General features: G+C 66.7%; 18 protein-coding genes. 10 read left to right on the top strand and 8 right to left on the bottom strand.

Annotation, left to right across the window (positions count from 1 at the left end; translation table 11 throughout):
• The first annotated feature begins 23 nt into the window (after window positions 1-23).
• The 10 genes from D7I44_RS06380 to D7I44_RS06335 all read left to right on the top strand — a co-directional run bounded on the left by D7I44_RS06380 (window position 24) and on the right by D7I44_RS06335 (window position 10,636).
• Window positions 24-1,037, top strand: a complete 1,014-nt coding sequence (locus D7I44_RS06380) for an NAD-dependent epimerase/dehydratase family protein (protein ID WP_120788725.1) — start codon at window positions 24-26, stop codon at window positions 1,035-1,037.
• Window positions 1,034-2,209, top strand: a complete 1,176-nt coding sequence (locus D7I44_RS06375; protein WP_120788724.1) for a DegT/DnrJ/EryC1/StrS family aminotransferase — start codon at window positions 1,034-1,036, stop codon at window positions 2,207-2,209. Before D7I44_RS06380 ends, D7I44_RS06375 begins: the two co-directional genes overlap by 4 nt.
• Window positions 2,206-2,874 (top strand): LbetaH domain-containing protein, encoded by a 669-nt coding sequence (locus D7I44_RS06370; RefSeq protein ID WP_120788723.1) that lies wholly within the window; start codon window positions 2,206-2,208, stop codon window positions 2,872-2,874. Before D7I44_RS06375 ends, D7I44_RS06370 begins: the two co-directional genes overlap by 4 nt.
• Window positions 2,871-4,031, top strand: a complete 1,161-nt coding sequence (locus D7I44_RS06365; RefSeq protein WP_120788722.1) for a DegT/DnrJ/EryC1/StrS family aminotransferase — start codon at window positions 2,871-2,873, stop codon at window positions 4,029-4,031. The genes D7I44_RS06370 and D7I44_RS06365 overlap by 4 nt, the downstream gene beginning before the upstream one ends.
• A gap of 25 nt (window positions 4,032-4,056) precedes the next feature.
• Window positions 4,057-5,490, top strand: a complete 1,434-nt coding sequence (locus tag D7I44_RS06360; RefSeq protein WP_120788721.1) for a lipopolysaccharide biosynthesis protein — start codon at window positions 4,057-4,059, stop codon at window positions 5,488-5,490.
• Between the two features lie 5 nt (window positions 5,491-5,495).
• Window positions 5,496-6,749: a glycosyltransferase gene (locus D7I44_RS06355; RefSeq protein ID WP_162940099.1), complete on the top strand. Its 1,254-nt coding sequence runs from the start codon at window positions 5,496-5,498 to the stop codon at window positions 6,747-6,749.
• Window positions 6,746-7,888, top strand: coding sequence for a glycosyltransferase (locus D7I44_RS06350; protein ID WP_120788719.1), 1,143 nt, complete (start codon window positions 6,746-6,748; stop codon window positions 7,886-7,888). The genes D7I44_RS06355 and D7I44_RS06350 overlap by 4 nt, the downstream gene beginning before the upstream one ends.
• Window positions 7,885-8,586, top strand: a complete 702-nt coding sequence (locus tag D7I44_RS06345; protein ID WP_120788718.1) for a hypothetical protein — start codon at window positions 7,885-7,887, stop codon at window positions 8,584-8,586. The genes D7I44_RS06350 and D7I44_RS06345 overlap by 4 nt, the downstream gene beginning before the upstream one ends.
• A 128-nt stretch (window positions 8,587-8,714) precedes the next feature.
• Window positions 8,715-9,254, top strand: coding sequence for a hypothetical protein (locus D7I44_RS06340; protein ID WP_162940098.1), 540 nt, complete (start codon window positions 8,715-8,717; stop codon window positions 9,252-9,254).
• Window positions 9,251-10,636, top strand: coding sequence for an O-antigen ligase family protein (locus D7I44_RS06335; RefSeq protein WP_120788716.1), 1,386 nt, complete (start codon window positions 9,251-9,253; stop codon window positions 10,634-10,636). Before D7I44_RS06340 ends, D7I44_RS06335 begins: the two co-directional genes overlap by 4 nt.
• Here D7I44_RS06335 and D7I44_RS06330 read toward each other — a convergent pair.
• From D7I44_RS06330 to D7I44_RS06295, 8 genes are read right to left on the bottom strand one after another with little or no spacing between them, the layout of a single operon-like run.
• Complete coding sequence (locus D7I44_RS06330; RefSeq protein ID WP_120788715.1) at window positions 10,628-11,542, bottom strand: DUF6492 family protein; 915 nt, start codon at window positions 11,540-11,542, stop codon at window positions 10,628-10,630. The two genes, D7I44_RS06335 and D7I44_RS06330, sit on opposite strands and share 9 nt — an antisense overlap.
• Window positions 11,539-12,525, bottom strand: coding sequence for a glycosyltransferase family 2 protein (locus D7I44_RS06325; RefSeq protein WP_162940097.1), 987 nt, complete (start codon window positions 12,523-12,525; stop codon window positions 11,539-11,541). The genes D7I44_RS06330 and D7I44_RS06325 overlap by 4 nt, the downstream gene beginning before the upstream one ends.
• Entirely contained in the window at window positions 12,522-13,331 is an 810-nt protein-coding gene (locus D7I44_RS06320) for a WecB/TagA/CpsF family glycosyltransferase (protein ID WP_162940096.1), read from the bottom strand. Before D7I44_RS06320 ends, D7I44_RS06325 begins: the two co-directional genes overlap by 4 nt.
• Window positions 13,328-14,341, bottom strand: a complete 1,014-nt coding sequence (locus tag D7I44_RS06315; RefSeq protein WP_120788712.1) for a TolB-like translocation protein — start codon at window positions 14,339-14,341, stop codon at window positions 13,328-13,330. The genes D7I44_RS06320 and D7I44_RS06315 overlap by 4 nt, the downstream gene beginning before the upstream one ends.
• 14 nt (window positions 14,342-14,355) lie before the next feature.
• The gene (locus D7I44_RS06310; RefSeq protein WP_245980062.1) at window positions 14,356-15,636 is read right to left on the bottom strand and encodes an MFS transporter; all 1,281 of its coding nucleotides are present in this window, start codon (window positions 15,634-15,636) and stop codon (window positions 14,356-14,358) included.
• A gap of 37 nt (window positions 15,637-15,673) precedes the next feature.
• On the bottom strand, window positions 15,674-16,315 hold the full coding sequence (locus D7I44_RS06305) for a hypothetical protein (RefSeq protein ID WP_120788711.1): 642 nt from the start codon (window positions 16,313-16,315) through the stop codon (window positions 15,674-15,676).
• Window positions 16,312-16,944 (bottom strand): acyltransferase, encoded by a 633-nt coding sequence (locus tag D7I44_RS06300; protein ID WP_120788710.1) that lies wholly within the window; start codon window positions 16,942-16,944, stop codon window positions 16,312-16,314. The genes D7I44_RS06305 and D7I44_RS06300 overlap by 4 nt, the downstream gene beginning before the upstream one ends.
• Window positions 16,944-18,290, bottom strand: coding sequence for a sugar transferase (locus tag D7I44_RS06295; RefSeq protein ID WP_162940095.1), 1,347 nt, complete (start codon window positions 18,288-18,290; stop codon window positions 16,944-16,946). Before D7I44_RS06295 ends, D7I44_RS06300 begins: the two co-directional genes overlap by 1 nt.
• Window positions 18,291-18,386 lie beyond the last annotated feature (96 nt).

The following is an 18,386-nucleotide window of genomic DNA, read 5'->3' as shown; positions in this document are numbered from 1 at the left end:
CAACCCCGAACAGGAGAACCCGAATGACCGACCTCATCGGCGCCGACGTCTTGGTCACAGGCGGCGCAGGCACGATCGGCTCGACCATCGTCGACCAGCTTCTCGAGGCAGGCATCGCTCACATCGATGTGCTCGACAACTTCACCCGCGGCCGTCGGGCGAACCTGGCGCCCGCCCTGGCGTCGGGGCGCGTGTCGCTCATCGAGGGCGACATTCGCGACCGCGACCTCGTGCACGAGGTGACGCGCGGGAAGGACCTTGTCTTCCACGAGGCCGCGATCCGCATCACGCAGTGCGCTGAGGACCCGCGGCTCGCGCTCGAGGTGCTCGTCGATGGAACCTTCAATGTCTACGAAGCAGCCGCAGATCACCACGTGGACAAGCTGATCACGGCCTCGAGCGCCTCGGTCTACGGGCTGGCGGAATCATTCCCGACGCCTGAGACGCAGCATCCGTATGACAACGACACGATCTACGGAGCCGCGAAGACCTTCAATGAAGGGTTGCTGAAGTCGTTCCGGGCGATGCGCGGCATCGACTACGTCACGCTGCGCTATTTCAACGTGTACGGCCCGCGCATGGATGTGCACGGCGTCTACACCGAGGTGCTTGTCCGCTGGATGGAGCGCATCGTCGCCGGCAAGCCTCCGCTGATCTTCGGAGACGGGTTGCAGACGATGGATTTCGTCAGCGTCCCCGACATCGCACGCGCGAACATCCTCACGGCGAAAAGCGACATCGTCGAGGGCGTCTACAACATCGCCCGGGGCGAGGAGACGAGCCTGCTCGAGCTGGCGCAGGCGCTGCTGCGGGTCATGGACTCCGACCTTGGCATCGAATTCGGGCCCGCTCGCGCCGTGAACGGCGTCACCCGCCGCCTCGCCGACACCAGCGCCGCGCAGCGCGACCTCGGGTTCACAGCCGAGATCGACCTGGAGCGTGGACTGCGCGAGCTCGTCGATTGGTGGCGGCTTGAGAAGGACAACCTCGAGGTGGACTCGCTCGTCGCCGCGCAATCCGTGGCGGTGACGGCATGAGCGCCGAGCCGCGCATCAACGTCATGAAGCCCTGGCTCGGCCAGGAGGAGATCGACGCGGTCGCGGCCGCGATCTCCTCGGGCTGGGTCGCGCAGGGCCCTCGGGTCGCCGCGTTCGAGGCCGCGTTCGCCGAGGCGATGGAAGCGGAGCACGCGGTCGCGACGTCGAATTGCACGACGGCGCTCCACCTCGCGCTCGTGGTCGCCGGCGTCGGGCCCGGGGCCGACGTCATCGTGCCGTCGTTCTCGTTCATCGCGACCGCGAACGCTCCGACGTATGTCGGCGCGAACCCGGTCTTCGCCGACGTCGATGCGACGACGGGCAACGTCACCGCCGAGACCGTCCGGCTCGCACTCACGCCCAAGACGCGTGCCGTCATCGTCGTCGATCAGGGTGGCATCCCCGTCGACCTCGACCCGATTCGCGGGCTGTGCGACCCGCTTGGCATCGTCGTGATCGAGGATGCCGCGTGCGGGGCCGGCTCGACCTACCGGGGCAGGCCCGTCGGTGCCGGCGCCGACATCGCCGCCTGGTCCTTCCACCCTCGCAAACTGCTCACGACCGGCGAGGGAGGCATGCTCACGACCGCACACGCCGACTGGGCTGAACGGGCCCGGCGTTTGCGCGAGCACGCGATGAGCGTCTCGGCGGCGGACCGCCAGGCGAGCCTGCTCGCACCGGCAGAGGAGTACCTGGAGATCGGATTCAACTTCCGCATGACCGACGTGCAGGCGGCGATCGGGTTGGTGCAGCTCGGCCGTCTGCCGCAGATCGTTGCACGGCGGCGCGAGCTGGTGGCTCGCTATGTCAAGATGCTCGACGGCGTGCCCGGGCTGCGACCCGTGCGCGACCCCGCCTGGGGTACCAGCAACTTCCAGTCGTTCTGGCTGGAGGTGCAAGGCGACTTCCCGCTCGACCGCGACGGTGCCATGCTCGCGCTCGCCGAAGCAGGCATCTCTGCTCGTCGGGGCATCATGGCCGCACACCGGCAGCCGGCGTATACGAACCGGCCCGGTGCGTGGCTCCCGATCACCGAGAGGCTGACGGATGCGACTTTGATCCTGCCCGTCTATCACGAAATGACCGATCGCGAGCAGGACCGCGTCGTCGATGCGCTGCTGCGCGCAGCGGAGACGACAGCGGCGAGGCAGACGGCAGAGGTGATCGCATGAGCTCCCACCTCGCCTTCAACGAGGAGGTGCTGCTGGTCGCGGCCAGCGGCCTCGCCCGCGAGATCATCGCGGCAGCGCCGCGCGGCATCCGCTTCATCGGCGTTCTGGACGATGACGACAGCAAGGTCGGCTCGACCCTCGGCGGTGTACCCGTGCTCGGTGGCCTCGAGAAGATCGACCGCCGAGGCGACGCGAAAGTCGCGGTGTGCGCCGGAAAGGGCGCATCGCGGCGTGGTCTGGTCAACCGGCTCGGCGAATTCGGGCTGACGGATGCCGACTACGCGACACTCATCGCGCCGAGCGTGCGCGTGCCGGCTGACTGCTCGATCGGCATCGGAAGCGTCCTGCTTCCGGGCGTTGTGCTGACGTCCAACGTTTTCGTCGGGCGCCACGTCGTCGCGATGCCGAACGTGACGCTCACGCACGACGATGAGGTCGACGACTTCGCGACGCTGTGTGCGGGCGTCTCGCTCGGCGGCGGCGTCTCGATCGGTGAGGCCGCGTACCTCGGGATGAACTCGAGCGTGCGGGAGAACACGCGCGTCGGCGCCGGCGCGACGCTCGGCATGGGGGCTGCACTGCTTGCCGACCTGCCGGAGCGGGAGACCTGGGTGGGTGTGCCTGCGCGCCCACTCTCCGAACGAATCAAGGAGATCCTCTCATGAGCACCCCCACCGCCGCCGGCGTGCCGTTCCTCGACCTTCGCGCGCAGAGCGCCGAGATCCGCGATGAGGTGCTCGCAGGATGGACGGCGGTTCTCGACTCGGCCGGTTTCATCGGCGGACCTCAGGTCGAGGCATTCGAGCGCGAGTACGCCGAATACATCGGCGTCGAACACTGCATTGGAGTCGGCAACGGCACCGACGCCATCGAGCTTGCACTGAGAGCGCTCGGAGTGGGGTCCGGCGACGAAGTCATCATTCCAGCCAACACCTTCGTGGCGACTGCCGAGGCCGTCTGGCGCACGGGAGCGCGGCCGGTGCTGGTCGACGTCGATGCGGCTCATCTGCTCATCGATCCGGCCAAGGTCGAGGCCGCGATCACGGAGAAGACTGCCGCGATCATCCCGGTGCATCTCTACGGACAGGTCGCACCGGTCGAGGCGATCGAGGTGATTCCGGCCGTCGTGTCGCGAGCGATCCCGATCGTCGAAGACGCCGCGCAGTCTCAGGGCGCGCACTCCCTGCGCGGCCGAGCAGGAGCGATGGGTCGAATCGCGGCGACGAGCTTCTACCCGGGGAAGAACCTGGGCGCTGCCGGCGACGCAGGCGCAGTGCTTACGAATGACAGCGAACTGGCGTCGATCGTTCGTAACCTCGCCGCGCACGGCTCAAGCAAGAAGTATGTGCACGATCGTCCCGGATTCAACTCCCGCCTGGATGCCATGCAGGCGGTCGTCTTGAGGGCGAAGCTCAAGCGGCTCGAAGACTGGAACATCGCCCGTCGGGCGATCGCGGCCAACTATGGCAGGTTGCTCGCGCCGCTGGCGGACTCGCGCGTGCTCACGTTGCCGAGTTCACGCGCGGGCAGCACAGACGTCTGGCATCTCTATGTCGTGCAGGCTGACGATCGCGATCGGGTTCTTGCGGACTTGAACGCAGCGGGCATCGGTGCCGCGATCCACTATCCGACCCCGGTGCACCTCACGGGCGCGTTCGCGCACCTCGGCTACGGCGCCGGGAGTTTTCCCGTCGTGGAAGCTGCAGCTGACAGCATCCTTTCGCTCCCGATGTTCCCGCACCTGTCGGAGGTGTCGCTGGGACGGGTCGTGGACGCGCTTGCGGTCGTGCTCGAGCGCGCGACAGAGGCTGGTGTGGCGTGACGCACTTCACAGACGACGAACTGAGATGAAGACGCACTCGTCCGCCACGGCGCTCGCGTGGAGCTTCGGGAACACGGCCTTCAGCAAGCTGGCCACGCTTGGTATCGGTGTGCTGCTTGCACGCCTGCTCGGCCCGCACTCGTTCGGCACGTTCGCGGTCGCCCTCGTCGCCTTGACGATCGTGCTCAGCTTCAACGAGCTGGGTGTCAGCCTCGCGATCGTGCGCTGGCCGGGGGACCCCGCTCGTATCGCGCCGACCGTGAGCACGATTTCGACAGCGGTCAGTGTGGCCATCTACGTTGCCGGGTATTGCGCAGCGCCGGCGTTCGCGCAGGCGATGGGCGCCCCCGCCGCTGTGTGGCCGCTGCGGGTCCTGCTGTTCTCTGTCGTGATCGATGCCATCACCTCATCACCGGCTGCCTTGCTCGAACGGGGGTTCAGGCAGGACAAGCGCGCGCTCGCCGATCAGCTCAACGTGTGGGTCGGGGCGGGTGTGTCCGTGATTCTCGCGTTCGCGCACTGGGGAGCGATGAGCCTCGCGGTCGGCAGGATCTCCGGCTCTCTGGTTGCGGCAGTTGTCCTCGTCGCGATCTCGCCCGTGCGGCTGCGATTCGGTTTCGACCCGTCGATTGCACGTCAACTGCTGCGATTCGGGCTCCCGCTGGCAGGCGCGAGCATTGTCGTGATCGCAGCGGGCAACGTGGACCAGCTCGTCGTCGGGCGCATGCTGGGTCCTACGTCTCTCGGTTTCTTCGTGCTCGCCTTCAACATCGCGAGTTGGCCGGTGAGCATCTTCTCGCAGCCGATGCGCAGCGTGGCTCCGGCGACGTTCGCGCGATTGCGAGACGACCCGACTCAGCGCCTTGGGGCCTTCCGCTCGATCATCCGTGTGCTCACGGTTGCGGCTCTTCCCGTGTGCGGATTCCTCGCGGGGGCCGCTGATCCGATAGTCCGCTTCGTCTATGGAATCGCGTGGCTACCGGCGGCCGACGTGTTGCGCTTTCTCGCCGGCGCCGCCGCGCTTCGAATCATCTTCGAGCTCGCCTACGACTATCTCGTCGTCCAGGGGCGAACCGGTCGTCTTCTCACTCTGCAGCTTGTGTGGCTGCTCGCGCTTCTACCGGCGCTCATCGTCGGCGCACATTTCTGGGGCCTCGTCGGTGTAGCCGCCGCAGAGGTTGCCGTCGCCCTCATCGTCGTGCTGCCCGCCTACCTTGGTCTGCTGCGAGGCGGCGGAATTCCGGTCCGGACGGTGCTGTCGTCTGTCGTGCTACCGGTCGGTGGCGGCGTAGGCGTGGCTCTTGTCGCCTTGAGCATGTCGTCGCTGCGCCTGCCGCCACTGCTCGCGTGCATTGGCGCTGGTGTGATTGCGCTCGCGGTGGCCGCCGCCCTGGCTTGGCGAGAGCGCTCCAGCGTGCAGACGATTCGATCCGTGAGATCGACGGCGGTAGTGGCATGAGAATCATGGTGTACCCGCACGATCTCGGGATGGGTGGCAGCCAGCTCAACGCCATCGAGCTCGCTGCCCGGCTCCAAACGGATGGGCACGACGTCGTCCTGTTCGGTCACCGTGGACCGCTCGTCGAGTACGCAGAATCGCTTGGTCTCGAGTTCATCTCGTCGCCAAGGCCCCACCGTCGCCCGGATGTTGGCGTCGTGGCGGCATTGCGCCGAGAGATCCGCGCTCGTCGGATCGACGTGATTCACGGCTGGGAGTGGCCACCGATCATCGAAGGCGTGCTGGCTGCGCGCGGTACCCCAGCCGTACCGTTCGGAAGCGTCATGTCGATGGCGGTCGCACCGTTCATCCCAAGAGATCTGCCGCTGACGGTCGGAACTCGACAGATTGAAGCAGCCGAGCGGGAATTCGGGCGATCTAGCGTAAGCGTTCTCGAGCCACCGGTCGACACCGAGGCCAATGCGCCCGGGGTGACCGAGGCTGCCGGATTCCGCACGGGTATCGGGGCGCGCAATGATGAGCTTCTCGTGGTGTCGGTCAGCAGGCTGGCCCGCGCGCTGAAGCTCGAGGGGCTCCTGGCGGCAGTCGAACTGTTCGGCGAGCTCGGAGCGAGTCAGGCTGCACGCCTCGTCATCGTCGGCGATGGCGAGGCTCGCGATCAACTCGAACGGGCGGCAGCTGCGGCGAACTCTCGCAGCGGCCGCGAGGTTGTGACGATGACCGGCGAGATGGCGGACCCGCGCGCCGCGTATTCAGCCGCAGAAGTCGTGCTGGGAATGGGCGGATCTGCATTGCGTGCGGTGGCGTTCGGGAAACCGCTGGTCGTCCAGGGAGAGCACGGCTATTGGCGACGGCTTGACGAGAACTCGATCGAAGACTTCCGCTGGAGCGGTTGGTACGGCATCGGCGAATCCGGCGCATCTGGCCCCGAGGCTCTCAGGGCAGAGCTCCTTCCATTGCTCATCGACGAGCGCGAGCGTGATCGAGCGGCTCGCTTCAGCCTCGCCAATGCCCACGCGTTCTCGCTCGATCGCGCAGCGCAAGAGCTCATCGAGAGATACTCGCTTGCCGCCGGAACGCGGCGACCGCGGAGCTCGCGCCAAGCGGTTGAGGCGATCAGGTGCGCGTCAGTGTTCGCTCGCTATCAGTTCCGCGATGAACTGCGGAAGATCGCCCATCGCCCAGCCGGCGAGGACTTCAATGCGCCAGCAAAGATGCGCGCGATGGCACGACCGGAGTCGGTTGTGAGCGTGTCATGAACTTCGGAACGGATGGCGTCGTCCTGTGGTACGCGGGGGTCGGATGGGATGAGACCGAAGGCACCGATCGTCGAATCGTAACGGCGCTGGCAGAGGAGCGTGACGTGCTCTGGGTCGACCCGCCGAACAAGTCCGGTTGGGGCGCACTACGGAAATCCTGGCGGGGAAGCGTCACGGACAACGAGCCTGTTGCGCGGATCCGAGTGCCGGCTCCGCCTGCGGTGACCAGGCGACCGATGCGGGCCGTGACCAATGCGATGCGTTCTGCGCACGTCGGTCTCGCGGTGCGGCGGACCGTGCAGGCCGTCGTAGTGGCCAACCCGATCACCCCCATGCCGGCGACGAGCCGGATACCTCGGGTGCTCTTCGTGACCGACGATTGGGTCGAAGGCGCCGGACTCATGGGGCTCGATCGAAACTGGGTGCGGCGCACGCTGCGCCGCAACCTCGAGGCCGCCGACGTAGTCCTCGCAGTGACGCCGCGACTGCTGGAGAACGTCCGCCGACTCCTGCCGGCGACCGGGTCCGGCGGCGACAAGCTGTGGGCGGTGGTGCCCAATGGTGTGAAGCCGAATCCCGTGCGTCCCCACAATGACGCCTCCGTAGCCGGATTGGTCGGACAGATCAACGAGCGGCTCGACCTCGCCTATCTGCATGCGGTCGTCGATCGCGGAATCCGGCTCAAGATCATCGGCCCGCGTACGGCCACCGATTCGGCATTCATTGCTGACTTCGAGCGATTGACGGCCCGCGACGGCGTTGAGTGGATCGGCGCCGTGCCAGCCGAAGAAGTGCCACGCCATCTCGCCCAATTGGCGGTGGGCTTGACGCCCTACTCGGCTGACGAGTTCAACCAGTCGAGCTTTCCGCTCAAGACACTCGAGTACCTGGCCGCTGGGATTCCTGCGGTGTCGACCGATCTCGAAGCCTCGCGCTGGCTCGCGTCAGCTCACGTTTCCATTTGTGCGGAGCCCGGACAGTTCGCCACCGCAGTGAATCGGGCGCTGGTCGCCTCATTCGATTCGGGTTTGGTCGGCCAACGAAAGCATGAGGCTGCGTCTCACAGCTGGACCGTTCGGGCGCACGCGGTCATGGCAGCCGTAGCCGATTCAGGAGTGGGCGGGCGGCGGCTCGAATGAGCGCGTACAGCACACTTCGAGTCCTGCTGCGTCGGTGGTACGTCACCGTCTTCATTGCGGTGATAGCGGCCGCCATGTTCGTCTCGGCTGAGCGCATGGGGGGTGTTTACACCACCACGCCTGTCGTCGCGTTCTCAGCCCCTGGTGGAAAGTCCTTTCTTCCGAACAGTGGAATCGACAATGACAACGTCATCGGTTTTGCGCTCACTGTCGCGCAGGAACTCAACCAAGGCAGGCCGGTGGAACGCTACGCCTCCGACGACGCACCGCTTTACGGGGCCGGAGTGCGGCAAGGCGTTCGCATCGGCGTGCCCAGCGTCGGTGGTCAGTGGTCGGCAAGCTATTCGGCAGCCGAGATCACGATTCAGATCGTCGGGCGCGACCGCGGATGGGTAGAGGCGCAGCAGAAGTCGTTGCTTCAGCAGGTCTCGGCCGTCTCCTCACAGGCGCAGGCAGAGACCAGTGCGGCGCCGACCGAACACATCACTTCCCGCGTGGTCCCTTTGTCCACTCAGATCGAATGGATCTCGAGCGGCCATACCGCTACTGCCATGGCTGCGCTCGCGCTAGCGGCAGCCGCTGCCGTCAGCGCGCTCGGGGGCGCAGTGCTGCTGGATCGCGCGCTGCTCGCCCGCAAGAATCGGCGCCGGAACGCCGAATTCCGTCCGGCAAAGAAAAGAAAGGTCGCGACGAAATGAACGTCAGTGACTCGATTCGTATGCTCCTACGGCGTTGGTACATCACGCTACCCGGGCTGATTCTGGCAGGCGCCCTTGCATTTGGCGCGTTCACCAGGACCCCGCCCGCGTACGAACGCTCAGCAAGCGTGCTTCTGCTCCCCGGCGCTTTGAGTCTGCCGGAGGGCGGAAACCCGTATCTCTACATTTCCGGCCTGTCACAGGCCGCCGACGTACTCGTCCGATCCGCGGGGTCGGAAGAGGTGGTTGGGCCGATTCGCGAGAAGCACCCGGACGCGAAAGTGACGATCGCCCGCGACGCGAGTACCGTCACCCCGGTCGTCGTGATCGACGTTGAATCGCCCTCAGACGCCGCGACCGCAACAATTCTGAAGCAACTGGTCACTGACACCGGTAAGTCACTCGCCCAGCTCCAGGAGCGTGAGGGGATCACCGACAAGAATCGCATCACACTCGAACCGCTTACCGTCGATGACAAGAGCACCATCAAGCTCAAGCAGCCGATGTTGTTCGCGGCGGGAGCAGGGGTTGGCGGATTGGTTGTGACGCTCATCGCTGCAGCTGTCGGTGACAGTCTTCTCGCCGCACGAAAGGTCAGAAAGCGGGTTCGCGTCGAGGCTGGCGCGCGCGTAAGTGCAGGGAGCGCCGCGTCGGAAGCGCACGCATGACCGACTCATTCGCCGCGGCGACAGAGCGAAGTGCCAAGGCCTCTCCGTCTACCTCGGCAGTCAGCAAAGGCGAGGGACGCGCCGGGGCCGTCGGGATGCTGACCGTGTATCTCGTGCTCTTGTGCCTGATTCCTTCGAATCTGCGAATCTCTGCGCTGGGCTCACTGGGCAGACCGTCATTCCTATGGGGATTGGTGCTGCTCTTCTGGTGGATTATCTACCAGCTTGAGAGCCACTCGGCGAACGAGCCGCGGACCAGACAGCCGGTCCGGGTTGTATTCGCCCTGTTGATCGTGTCATCGTTGACCAGTTTTGCGCTCGCGATGCTGCGCGGTCAGCCTGCTGACCAGGTCAGCCCTGCCTTCACCGGCACACTCGAAATCGTGTCATGGGGCGGCGTTCTTCTGGTCGCGCTTGACGGCATTCGCGACATGTCCAGCCTCCGGACCTTGGCGCGCCGGCTCGTCGGCTTCGCTATCTTCGAAGCTGCACTAGGAGCGGTTCAGTTTCTCACCAAGCAAGGCTGGGTCGATCGGCTGAGTATTCCAGGAATGGCTTCGAACGGGTCGACTGGAGCTCAGGTCAGGGGCGACCTCTTGCGAGCAGCCGGCACAGCGACGAATCCGCTGGAATATGCGGCCTTGCTATGCATGTGCCTTCCGATTGCCATTGCGCTCGCCGTCGCGCCGGGTACCGGCCGTGAACGGCACGGGACGCTTGCGGTGTTGCTCGCATGGGCACCCGCGGTCTTCCTGACGTTGAGCCTGCTAGTTGCCACGTCTAGGTCGGCACTGCTTGGGATGGCGACGGCTGTGGTGCTGATGCTTCCTGTGTTGTCGGCGCGGCTCCGGATTCTGCTGGCTGGCGCCGTCGTCATTGCGGCCGGGGTCGTGATGGTCGCTGTGCCCAGCATGCTCGCAACGATGCAGGGGCTGTTCACGGGTGTTTCGGACGACCCGAGCGCCCTCTCGCGAACCAACGGGCTGGCGGCCGCGCCCGGTTTCATCGCGGCCTCTCCCGTACTCGGAACGGGCTACGGCACGTTCTCGTCCCGGTACTACATCTTCGATGACGAGTGGTTGCTGCTGACGGTTGAGCTGGGCATCGTCGGAGTCGTCTGCTTCGGGCTTCTTCTCGTGACTGGGATCTGGTCGGCTCAGCGTGCTCGGCAGGTCGGATCGACAGAGGCGCGCGCGTTGGCCCAGGCCTTCACTGCGGCCATTGCGACAGGGGCGGTCACGTTCGCCGGCTTTGACGGTCTGTCATTCCCGATGTCCGGGGCAGTGCTCTTTCTCTTGGTCGGTTTGTGCGGTGCACTGACGACCGCAACACGAATGGCTGCCGCGACGGTGTCCCGGACATTCGTAGAAGCCTCAGGCTAGCGCCAGCGCAGTTCGCACGTATCGAATGACGTCTGCCGACGTATCCGAGTTCGACTGCACGTGAATGGCCACGTCGTCGGGGCGGATCGAATCGACGAATGCGCGCGCCTCGAGTTGCGTCATCGGGCGCGGTTCCCAGTGGCTGTGACAAAGCGGGTCATCGCTGGTGAACGCGGTTTGCGCAGAGGTGCCGAACTCATCGAGGAACTCGCCGTAGAGCTGGTACTCGGAGAAGTCGCGGCGGCCTCCGACGGCCTCTACCCAGCGCCTCCCCGTGACGTTTTCGATTTCAGCCAAGCACGCGCGGACGATCGCAGGGTTCCAGGTGACTAATCCTGCGATGAAGTCAGGGCGCGGGCCCGGCAATGGTTGGGTTCCGATCAGCTCGCGCGCGACGCGATGCCATCCCATATGGCGCGACGTCTCGTCGGTCACGGCGTCTGGCTTCCGGTAGAACCTGACCGTCCCGTCGGTGCGCGAAAAAGTGGACGCGTCGATCGGGCGAATCAGCTCGGCGTCTGAATCGAGGAAGACGATGACGCCGTCTTCGACCGCCGATGCGGCTGCGAGTTTGGCGAGTTGCTGGATGACCCATCCGCGCAGCGGTGGCCAGGGCCGGCGCAGATTGATCGCCGCGATTCGCGCGCCGCGGGGCAGGCGGGGCACTCGCGCGGCGGCGTGTGCGATCCAGCCTGTCTGCACGACCGACCGCGGCAGTAGCTCGCGATAGTCCACGACCTGGAGGCGGGAATCATCGATCGATGCGAACAGATCGCGGTCGGCTGACGGGACGATGGCGATGTGCTGCACATCTGCGTTCGTGAACCGCTGCACCGAGCGATGCAGCCGCACGAAGCTGTCGAAGTCCGGTGCGTAGCTCGGTGTCATCACCGTCAGGCGCGTCATGAGCCGCTGCCCCCCGCCGGCCGCCCTGTGCCGTTTGGAAGCGAACTCCAACTCTGCTCCGACAGGAGAGCGCGCAGGGCACGGGCATTCCATGGCCTCTTGGCGCGCATCAGCTCCCACACGATCGCAGCGCCGCGGAACGTCGCCGCGTACGCCCGGCCGCGATAGCGGCGCACGTAGCGCACACGGTTGACCGCGAGCAGTGCGTACTGGTCGGGCGAGCCGCCCGAGCCGCCCTGGGTGTGTCGGACCACGGCGTTCGGCTCGTACCAGACGGACATTCCGGACTGCCGCAGTCGGCGCTGGAAGTCTGTCTCCTCCGAATACAGGAAGTAGCGTTCGTCCCACTCGCCGACCGCGTCGGATGCCTGCCGAGAGATCAGCATCGCTGCGCCCGCAGCCCAGTCGACCACATGCGCGAACTGATAGTCCTCCGAGTCGTAGACGATTTCGCTCAGCCAACCCGGTCGGTTCGACCAGCGCGAGCCGAAGACGCCGTCGCCGAGCGTTCCAAGTACGGTGGGCTCGCGGAAGAGAGAAACAGCGAGTCGCCCGTCTGCTCCCAGCAGCTTGGGCGCGACGACACCGGCAGCGGTCTCGCGGGCTCGGGCGACGAGTGCACCTATACATCCGGCGTCGATGAGCGCGTCCGGGTTGACCACGAACGTGAATTCGGCGCTCGGCAACGCACGCATGCCGATGTTGATGCCCGCCGCGTATCCCAGGTTCCCGCCCGCGTGCACAACCTTGACGTCGCGGTATGCCTCGCGGACGCGTCCTGCTGTGTCGTCCGCCGAGCTGTTGTCGACGACCACGACGCGCATCGTCAGTGTCCGCGCCTCGTGGCGCAGCGAATCCATGAGCGGCCCGATGCTGTCGCGATTGTTGTAAGTCACGATCACGACGTTCACGAGGGCTTCGGCATCAGCTGAGACGAAGCCGCCCAAGCCTTCGGCGGCCGCTTCATCAGCGACGAGCGTCATGATTCCGCGACCTCGGTCGAGATGACGGCAGGACTCCGCCGCACGGCGCGGTACGCCGACGGCCCCTCGACGATGTAGCGGCGGAACAGCCGCTTCGGTTCCTTCGAGAGCCGCCATGCCCACTCGAACCCGTTGTCCGCCGCCCAGCGCGGCGCGCGATCGACCCGCCCCGCGAGGAAGTCGACGACCGCGCCGAACGCGAGCAGGACGTGCGCGCCGGTGCGGACGCCGTAGTGGTCGATCCAGAGCTCCTGACGCGGCTTGCCGAGGCAGACAACGAGCACATCGACGCCGACGTCTCGGATCTCGCCGGCGAGCTCGCACGAGTAGCCTGCGTCGGCGAGTTCCTCGCGCGACGGCGTCCAGCACCCGGCGAGCTCGAGCGCCGGGTACTCGGTGAGCAGCCGGCGGCTGAGCTCGGTCGCTGTCGAGGGCAGCCCGCCGAGGAATCCGACGCTGCTGCCGTCCCGTTCTGCGCGCGCGAGCAGCGCACCGATGAGGTCGGAGCCCGCGAGCCGCGGCCACTGGTGCGCGGTGAGCCGGCGTGCCTGCTCGACGAGCGGCGCGCCGTCGGCGAGGTTGAGCCACTCGATGTCGCCGACGGGGCCTGAGCGCAGCCCGAAGTCGCCGTAGAGAGACGAGCGCTCGCCGAAGTGGTGGATGTGATCGAGGTTGATCGACACCACCCCGAGCGGCGGCTGGCTGGACGCGAGCGCCCGGCCTGCGATGAGGTCGACCGCTTGGTCGAACTCGAGCAGGTCGACGGGTGCGCCGCCGAGTTTGATGCGTGAGGTATCGAGTGTCATTGCGCGATCACCGCCGGGCTCCATGCGTGGGGAATGAGGAGGGAAGGGGAGCCAGAGCCATCGGCGGCTGTCTCCCATACGTCGTAGTCGCCGGGCGTTCCGGCATGCGGCACCCCGTAGAGCAGCGTCGAGTCGTCGAGCCACTCGACCTGGTCGTCGATGTCGCGCTTGTCGGGCATGAGCGTGACCTTGCCGGTCGCGATGTCCATCACCGCGACGCTCCAGTAGGCCGTGCTCGTCTTCGAGATGTTCACCTTGAACGCGACCCGAGTGCCGTCGGGTGACACCGACGGGCACTCGGCCGTCTCGTGCACCTCGGTGAGCGTGCGCGCAGACAGTGAGCCGCGCACGAGGTAGGTGTGACCGGCGGTCGCCGCCGTCGCATAGAACGCGTTGTCGTCGCCCGGCACGAAGGTGACGCCCCAGATGTTCCGATCGGCCGCGGTGTTCACGGCGCCGTCGATGTAGAGCGTGAACTGCTCGATGTTGCCGTAGTCGTGGCCGTCGGCGATCGAGTAGATATCAGTCGCGGTCGAGAATCCGACCGTCGCGTAGGCGGAGCCCGTCACGAACGAGGTGAAGGCCACGAGCTTGTCGTCGTGGGAGATCCGCGTGCGGCTCGGCAGGCCGGGCAGGCCCCACTTCTTGACGACGCCGCCGGACTTGTCGAACAGCGTGGCGGTGTAGGTGGTCACGACGCCCGCGTCCGTCTGCAGGCAGGACTCGTATTTCTCGGTCTCGTAGACGCGATCGCAGACGAGTGGGGTGACGGTGCGTGTGCCTTTGGGGCTTGCAAGCGGCACGGATGCCACGTGACCGTAGTCCTGGCCAGGGGCCGTGTCGCGGAAGACGATGCGCTCGCCAGCCGCCTCGGCTGACGCATCCGTCGCATGCCTGGCAGCCACGTCGCTCGGCGCGTTCTGCTGCTTCTGATATGCGGCGAACGCGACCATGCCGTACGACACGGCGCCGCCCAGAATCAGGGCGCAGGCGGTGATGACGGCGATCATTCTCTGCCGGGGGCTCACTCGTCGAACTCCGGTGAGAGCTCGACCTCGCGGTGCAGCACACCGAGCATCGGGCGCAGCAGGTAGACCGAGGCGATGACGGCAAGCACCGCGAGACCGGCGACGAGAGCCATCGCATTCTGCCGTCCCATCGCGAACCACAGCACGCCGAAGCCGGTCGAGGCGATCAGGCGCGCAATGGCCGTCACGGTCTGGGTCGCCGCGATGCCGCTCGCTGTGCTCTCAGGCGGCGTGAGCTGCGCGGTCAGCGCCGAGAGGACGCCGTCGGTGGCTGCGTAGAACGCGCCGAGCAGGGCGAGGCAGATGAGGGTGATCGCGATCCCGCCGACGGGAATCGTCGTGATCAGGTATACGGCGAACAACGCGCAGTGGCCGATGATGAACACGCGGCCGCGGCCGATGCGGTCGGCCCAGCGACCGAGCGGAATCGCGAGGGCGAGGAACACGACGTTCGTGCCGACGTAGAGCAGCGGGAACCACTCGGCCGCGAACGACGAGCGTGCTTGCAGCACCAGGTAGATGAATCCGTCGCCGACCGTGATCAGCCCGAGAGCGCCGGTTGCGACGAGCAGCCGGGGCATGCCGGGAAGCTTGAGGTCTTTGGCGCTCCAGAACCGTCGAGCGGGACGGCGGCCGGCCTCGCGCGCGGGGTGGCCGTTGCGCACGATCACCCCGAGGATCAGCACGCCGACGATGGCGAATGCGAGCGACAGCACGAAGATCGCGCGGTACCCGCCGGGCAGCACCCACAGGATCACGAAGGCGAGCAACGGCCCGACGGCCGCGCCGATCGTGTCGAGCATGCGGTGCACGCCGAAGGAGCGGCCGAGATTGTCCGGCTGGCTGGACGCGGTGATCAGCGCGTCACGCGGCGCGGTGCGGATGCCTTTGCCGATGCGATCGATCGCGACGACCGAGGTCACCGCGGCGAAACCGGTTGCGAACAGCAGCCAGATGCGGGCGAGCGCGGAAACACCGTAGCCGAGGAACGCCACCCATTTCGGCTGGTCGCTGCGGTCGGCCGCCCAGCCGCCGCCGATGCGCACCACGGCGCTGACTCCCTGATAGAGGCCGTCGATGAAGCCATAGGCGATCGTCGACATGCCCATCGCCGCGGTGATGTACAGGGGAAGGACAGCAGCCACCGATTCGCTCGAGATGTCGGTGAACATACTGACGACGCCCATCGCAATGACGGTGGACGAGACGCGGGTCGCGACGCGACCCTTCGTCGTCGGGTCGGTCTTGGCCCCTCGGTCGGAAAGGGTGATGTACACGGTGAGCTCCTGGGTCGGGATTCAGGTGGGTGGTTCTCTAGGCGCCCGTGCGAAGTACGCCGTGAATGAGGTAGCTGCTGCCCTTGTCGTGCGGGCTGACAGTCAGGGTGAGGGCGCTCGGGCCCTTGCTGAACGCAATCGCCGTCGCGCCGCCGACGGCTGGAACCGGTTGTCCGGTCATGCCGAGCGAGGTGAACACGCCTTGGTAGAAGGCGACCGTGTCGGCGGGCTTGCTCGTGGTGGTCGCGTCGATGAGCACCTGCGTCGTGCCGTCCGTCGTCTTGACCGACTTGGAGGCGACCTTGGAGTTCGGTGCGATCGTGACATCGTCCGCGGCGATCTTGGTGGGCACCGGGGTCGGGTGCAGCCGATAGGGCGTCGGCGTTGCCGTTGGGATCTGCTCGGAGCCGCCGTGGCCGACGCCCGCGATCAGCGAGTTGTCCTGCTTCTTCGACGACTTCGACTTCGATGGTGCGGAGGGCTGCGGGGATGAGAGGCCGGGCGCGTGCAGACTGCTTCCGCTGCCGGCATCCGTCGTGCGCGGTGTCGGCGCGCCGCCGAGCACGGTCTGCGCGACGCTGTGCCCCGACTTCGTCGGAAGGAACGAGACGACCACGCCGGCGGCGACGATGACGGATGCCGCGGCGATCGCGGCGATCACGATGCGACGTAGCTTCATGACTCCTCCACGCGGCTCAGAGCGCCGTCGGCCTCGCGGTAGATCTCGGCCGTCTCGGGGCAGCGCCAGCTGCCGTCGGGCTGCTGCGCGAGCTTGACACCGGCGCGGCCGACCCAGCCGATCTGTTTGGCAGGCACGCCGGCGACGAGCGCGAAGTCGGGCACGTCGCGGGTCACGACGGAACCAGCGGCGACCATCGCCCAGCGGCCGATGGTGACCGGCGCGACGCAGACGGCGCGAGCACCGACGGCCGCTCCGCGGCGCACGATGACGCCGACCATGTTCCAGTCGTCTTCCGTCTTGAGTCCGCCGTCGACGGTGATCGCGCGCGGGTGCAGATCATTGGTCAGAACAGCCCCTGGGCCGATGAAGACCCCGTCTTCGAGCAGGGCCGGCTCGTATACGAGCGAGTAGTTCTGCAGCTTGCAGTTCTGTCCGACGATGACACTCGGCCCGACATATGCCCCCCGCCCGAGCACGCAATGTGCCCCGACGTGGGCGTGCTCGCGCACCTGCGCGAGGTGCCACACCTGGGTGCCGTCGCCGATCGAGGCCCGTGGGTCGACGTCGGCGGTCGGCTCGATACGCGGTGCCGACGGGTCTGCGGCGGGTTCGGCTGAGATCGACATCAGTAGGCTCCGACCGGGCTGAGCAGCACACGTACGGTGCGCCACAGGATCATCAGGTCGCCGGCGAGTGACCAGTTCTCGACGTAGTAGAGGTCGAGCCGAACGCTCTCGTCCCAGCTGAGGTCGCTGCGTCCGCTGATCTGCCACAGGCCCGTGAGGCCCGGCTTGATGTACAGCCGGCGGTGCACGGGGTTGGCATACTCGGCAACCTCGGCAGGGAGCGGCGGGCGCGGCCCGACCAGGCTCATCTCGCCGATGAGGATGTTCCAGAACTGCGGGAACTCGTCGATCGAGTACTTGCGCAGCAACCGGCCGACTCGCGTCACGCGAGGGTCCACCTTCAGCTTGAACAGCATTCCGTTGCCGTCGTCCGACGCGGTGCGCAGCGATGCGAGTCTGGCCTCGGCATCCGTCACCATCGATCGGAACTTGACCATTCGGAACTGTGTGCCGTCCTTGCCGACGCGCGTCTGCCGGAAGAAGACCGGACCGTGGTCGTCGAGCTGGATCAGGGCGGCGACGACGACGAAGACGGGTGAGAGCATGACCAGTGCGAGGGATGCGCCGATGATGTCCACGAACCGCTTCAACACGTGCTTGCCGCCGTCGAACCGCGGGATCTCGACGTGGATCAGGGGCAGGCCTTGCACCGGAGTGAAGTGCACGCGCGGCCCCGCGACATCCACCAGGCGGGAGGCCAGCACCAAGTCGGCGCCGCATCCTTCCAGGCTCCAGCTCAGGTTGCGTACGAACTCGCCGCCGTCGTGCGGTTGGCTCGCAACGATGACCTCATCGACCTCCGCTGCCGTCGCGGCCTCTGCGACGTTCGCATAGCCGGCGAGCACCGGGATGCGCTGCTCGCCCTCCCGGAGGTAGGGGTCGCCCAACTCTGCGACCGCTGCTCCGATCACGTTGTAGGCCGGGCTTCCGGATGCTTGGATCTGACGCATCACATAGCGCACATCGTCACGTGAGCCGACGACGAGGGCGCGGCGCAGGTAGCGGCGTTCTTTGCCTGTGGCGGCGAGCCAATTGCGCCAGCCCCACCGGGTAAGCGCGAGCCCGATGACACCGATGGGGAAAGCGACTGCGTATTCGCGGCCGAGGTGGGCTCCGATTAGGAGGTCGGCGATGCCGACCGCGCCGAACAGGATCACGCTGCCGGTCAGCAGGTTCTTGTATTCGGTGGCGCCGACGCCGAGCTGCCGGCGGTCACGGCAGCCGATCACGCCCAGCAGCAGATACCAGCACGCGCCGACGGCTAGACAGATCGCGGCCTGCATGATGACCGCACCGCGCCCGTCGGCGCCGTTGCCGGCGAGGCGCAGTACGAAGGTTGTCCCCATCGCGAGGGCGATGACCGCGGCATCGGTGACGCGCAGTCGGGAGAGGTAGCGCCGGGACAGACGCGCCTCGGGGGAGCGTCTGGTCTCAGCGCGGGG

Source organism: Gryllotalpicola protaetiae, from assembly GCF_003627055.1.
Classification (GTDB): domain Bacteria; phylum Actinomycetota; class Actinomycetes; order Actinomycetales; family Microbacteriaceae; genus Gryllotalpicola; species Gryllotalpicola protaetiae.
Note: the sequence above shows the minus strand (reverse complement) of the source record. Positions and strands in the feature narration are given on the sequence as shown.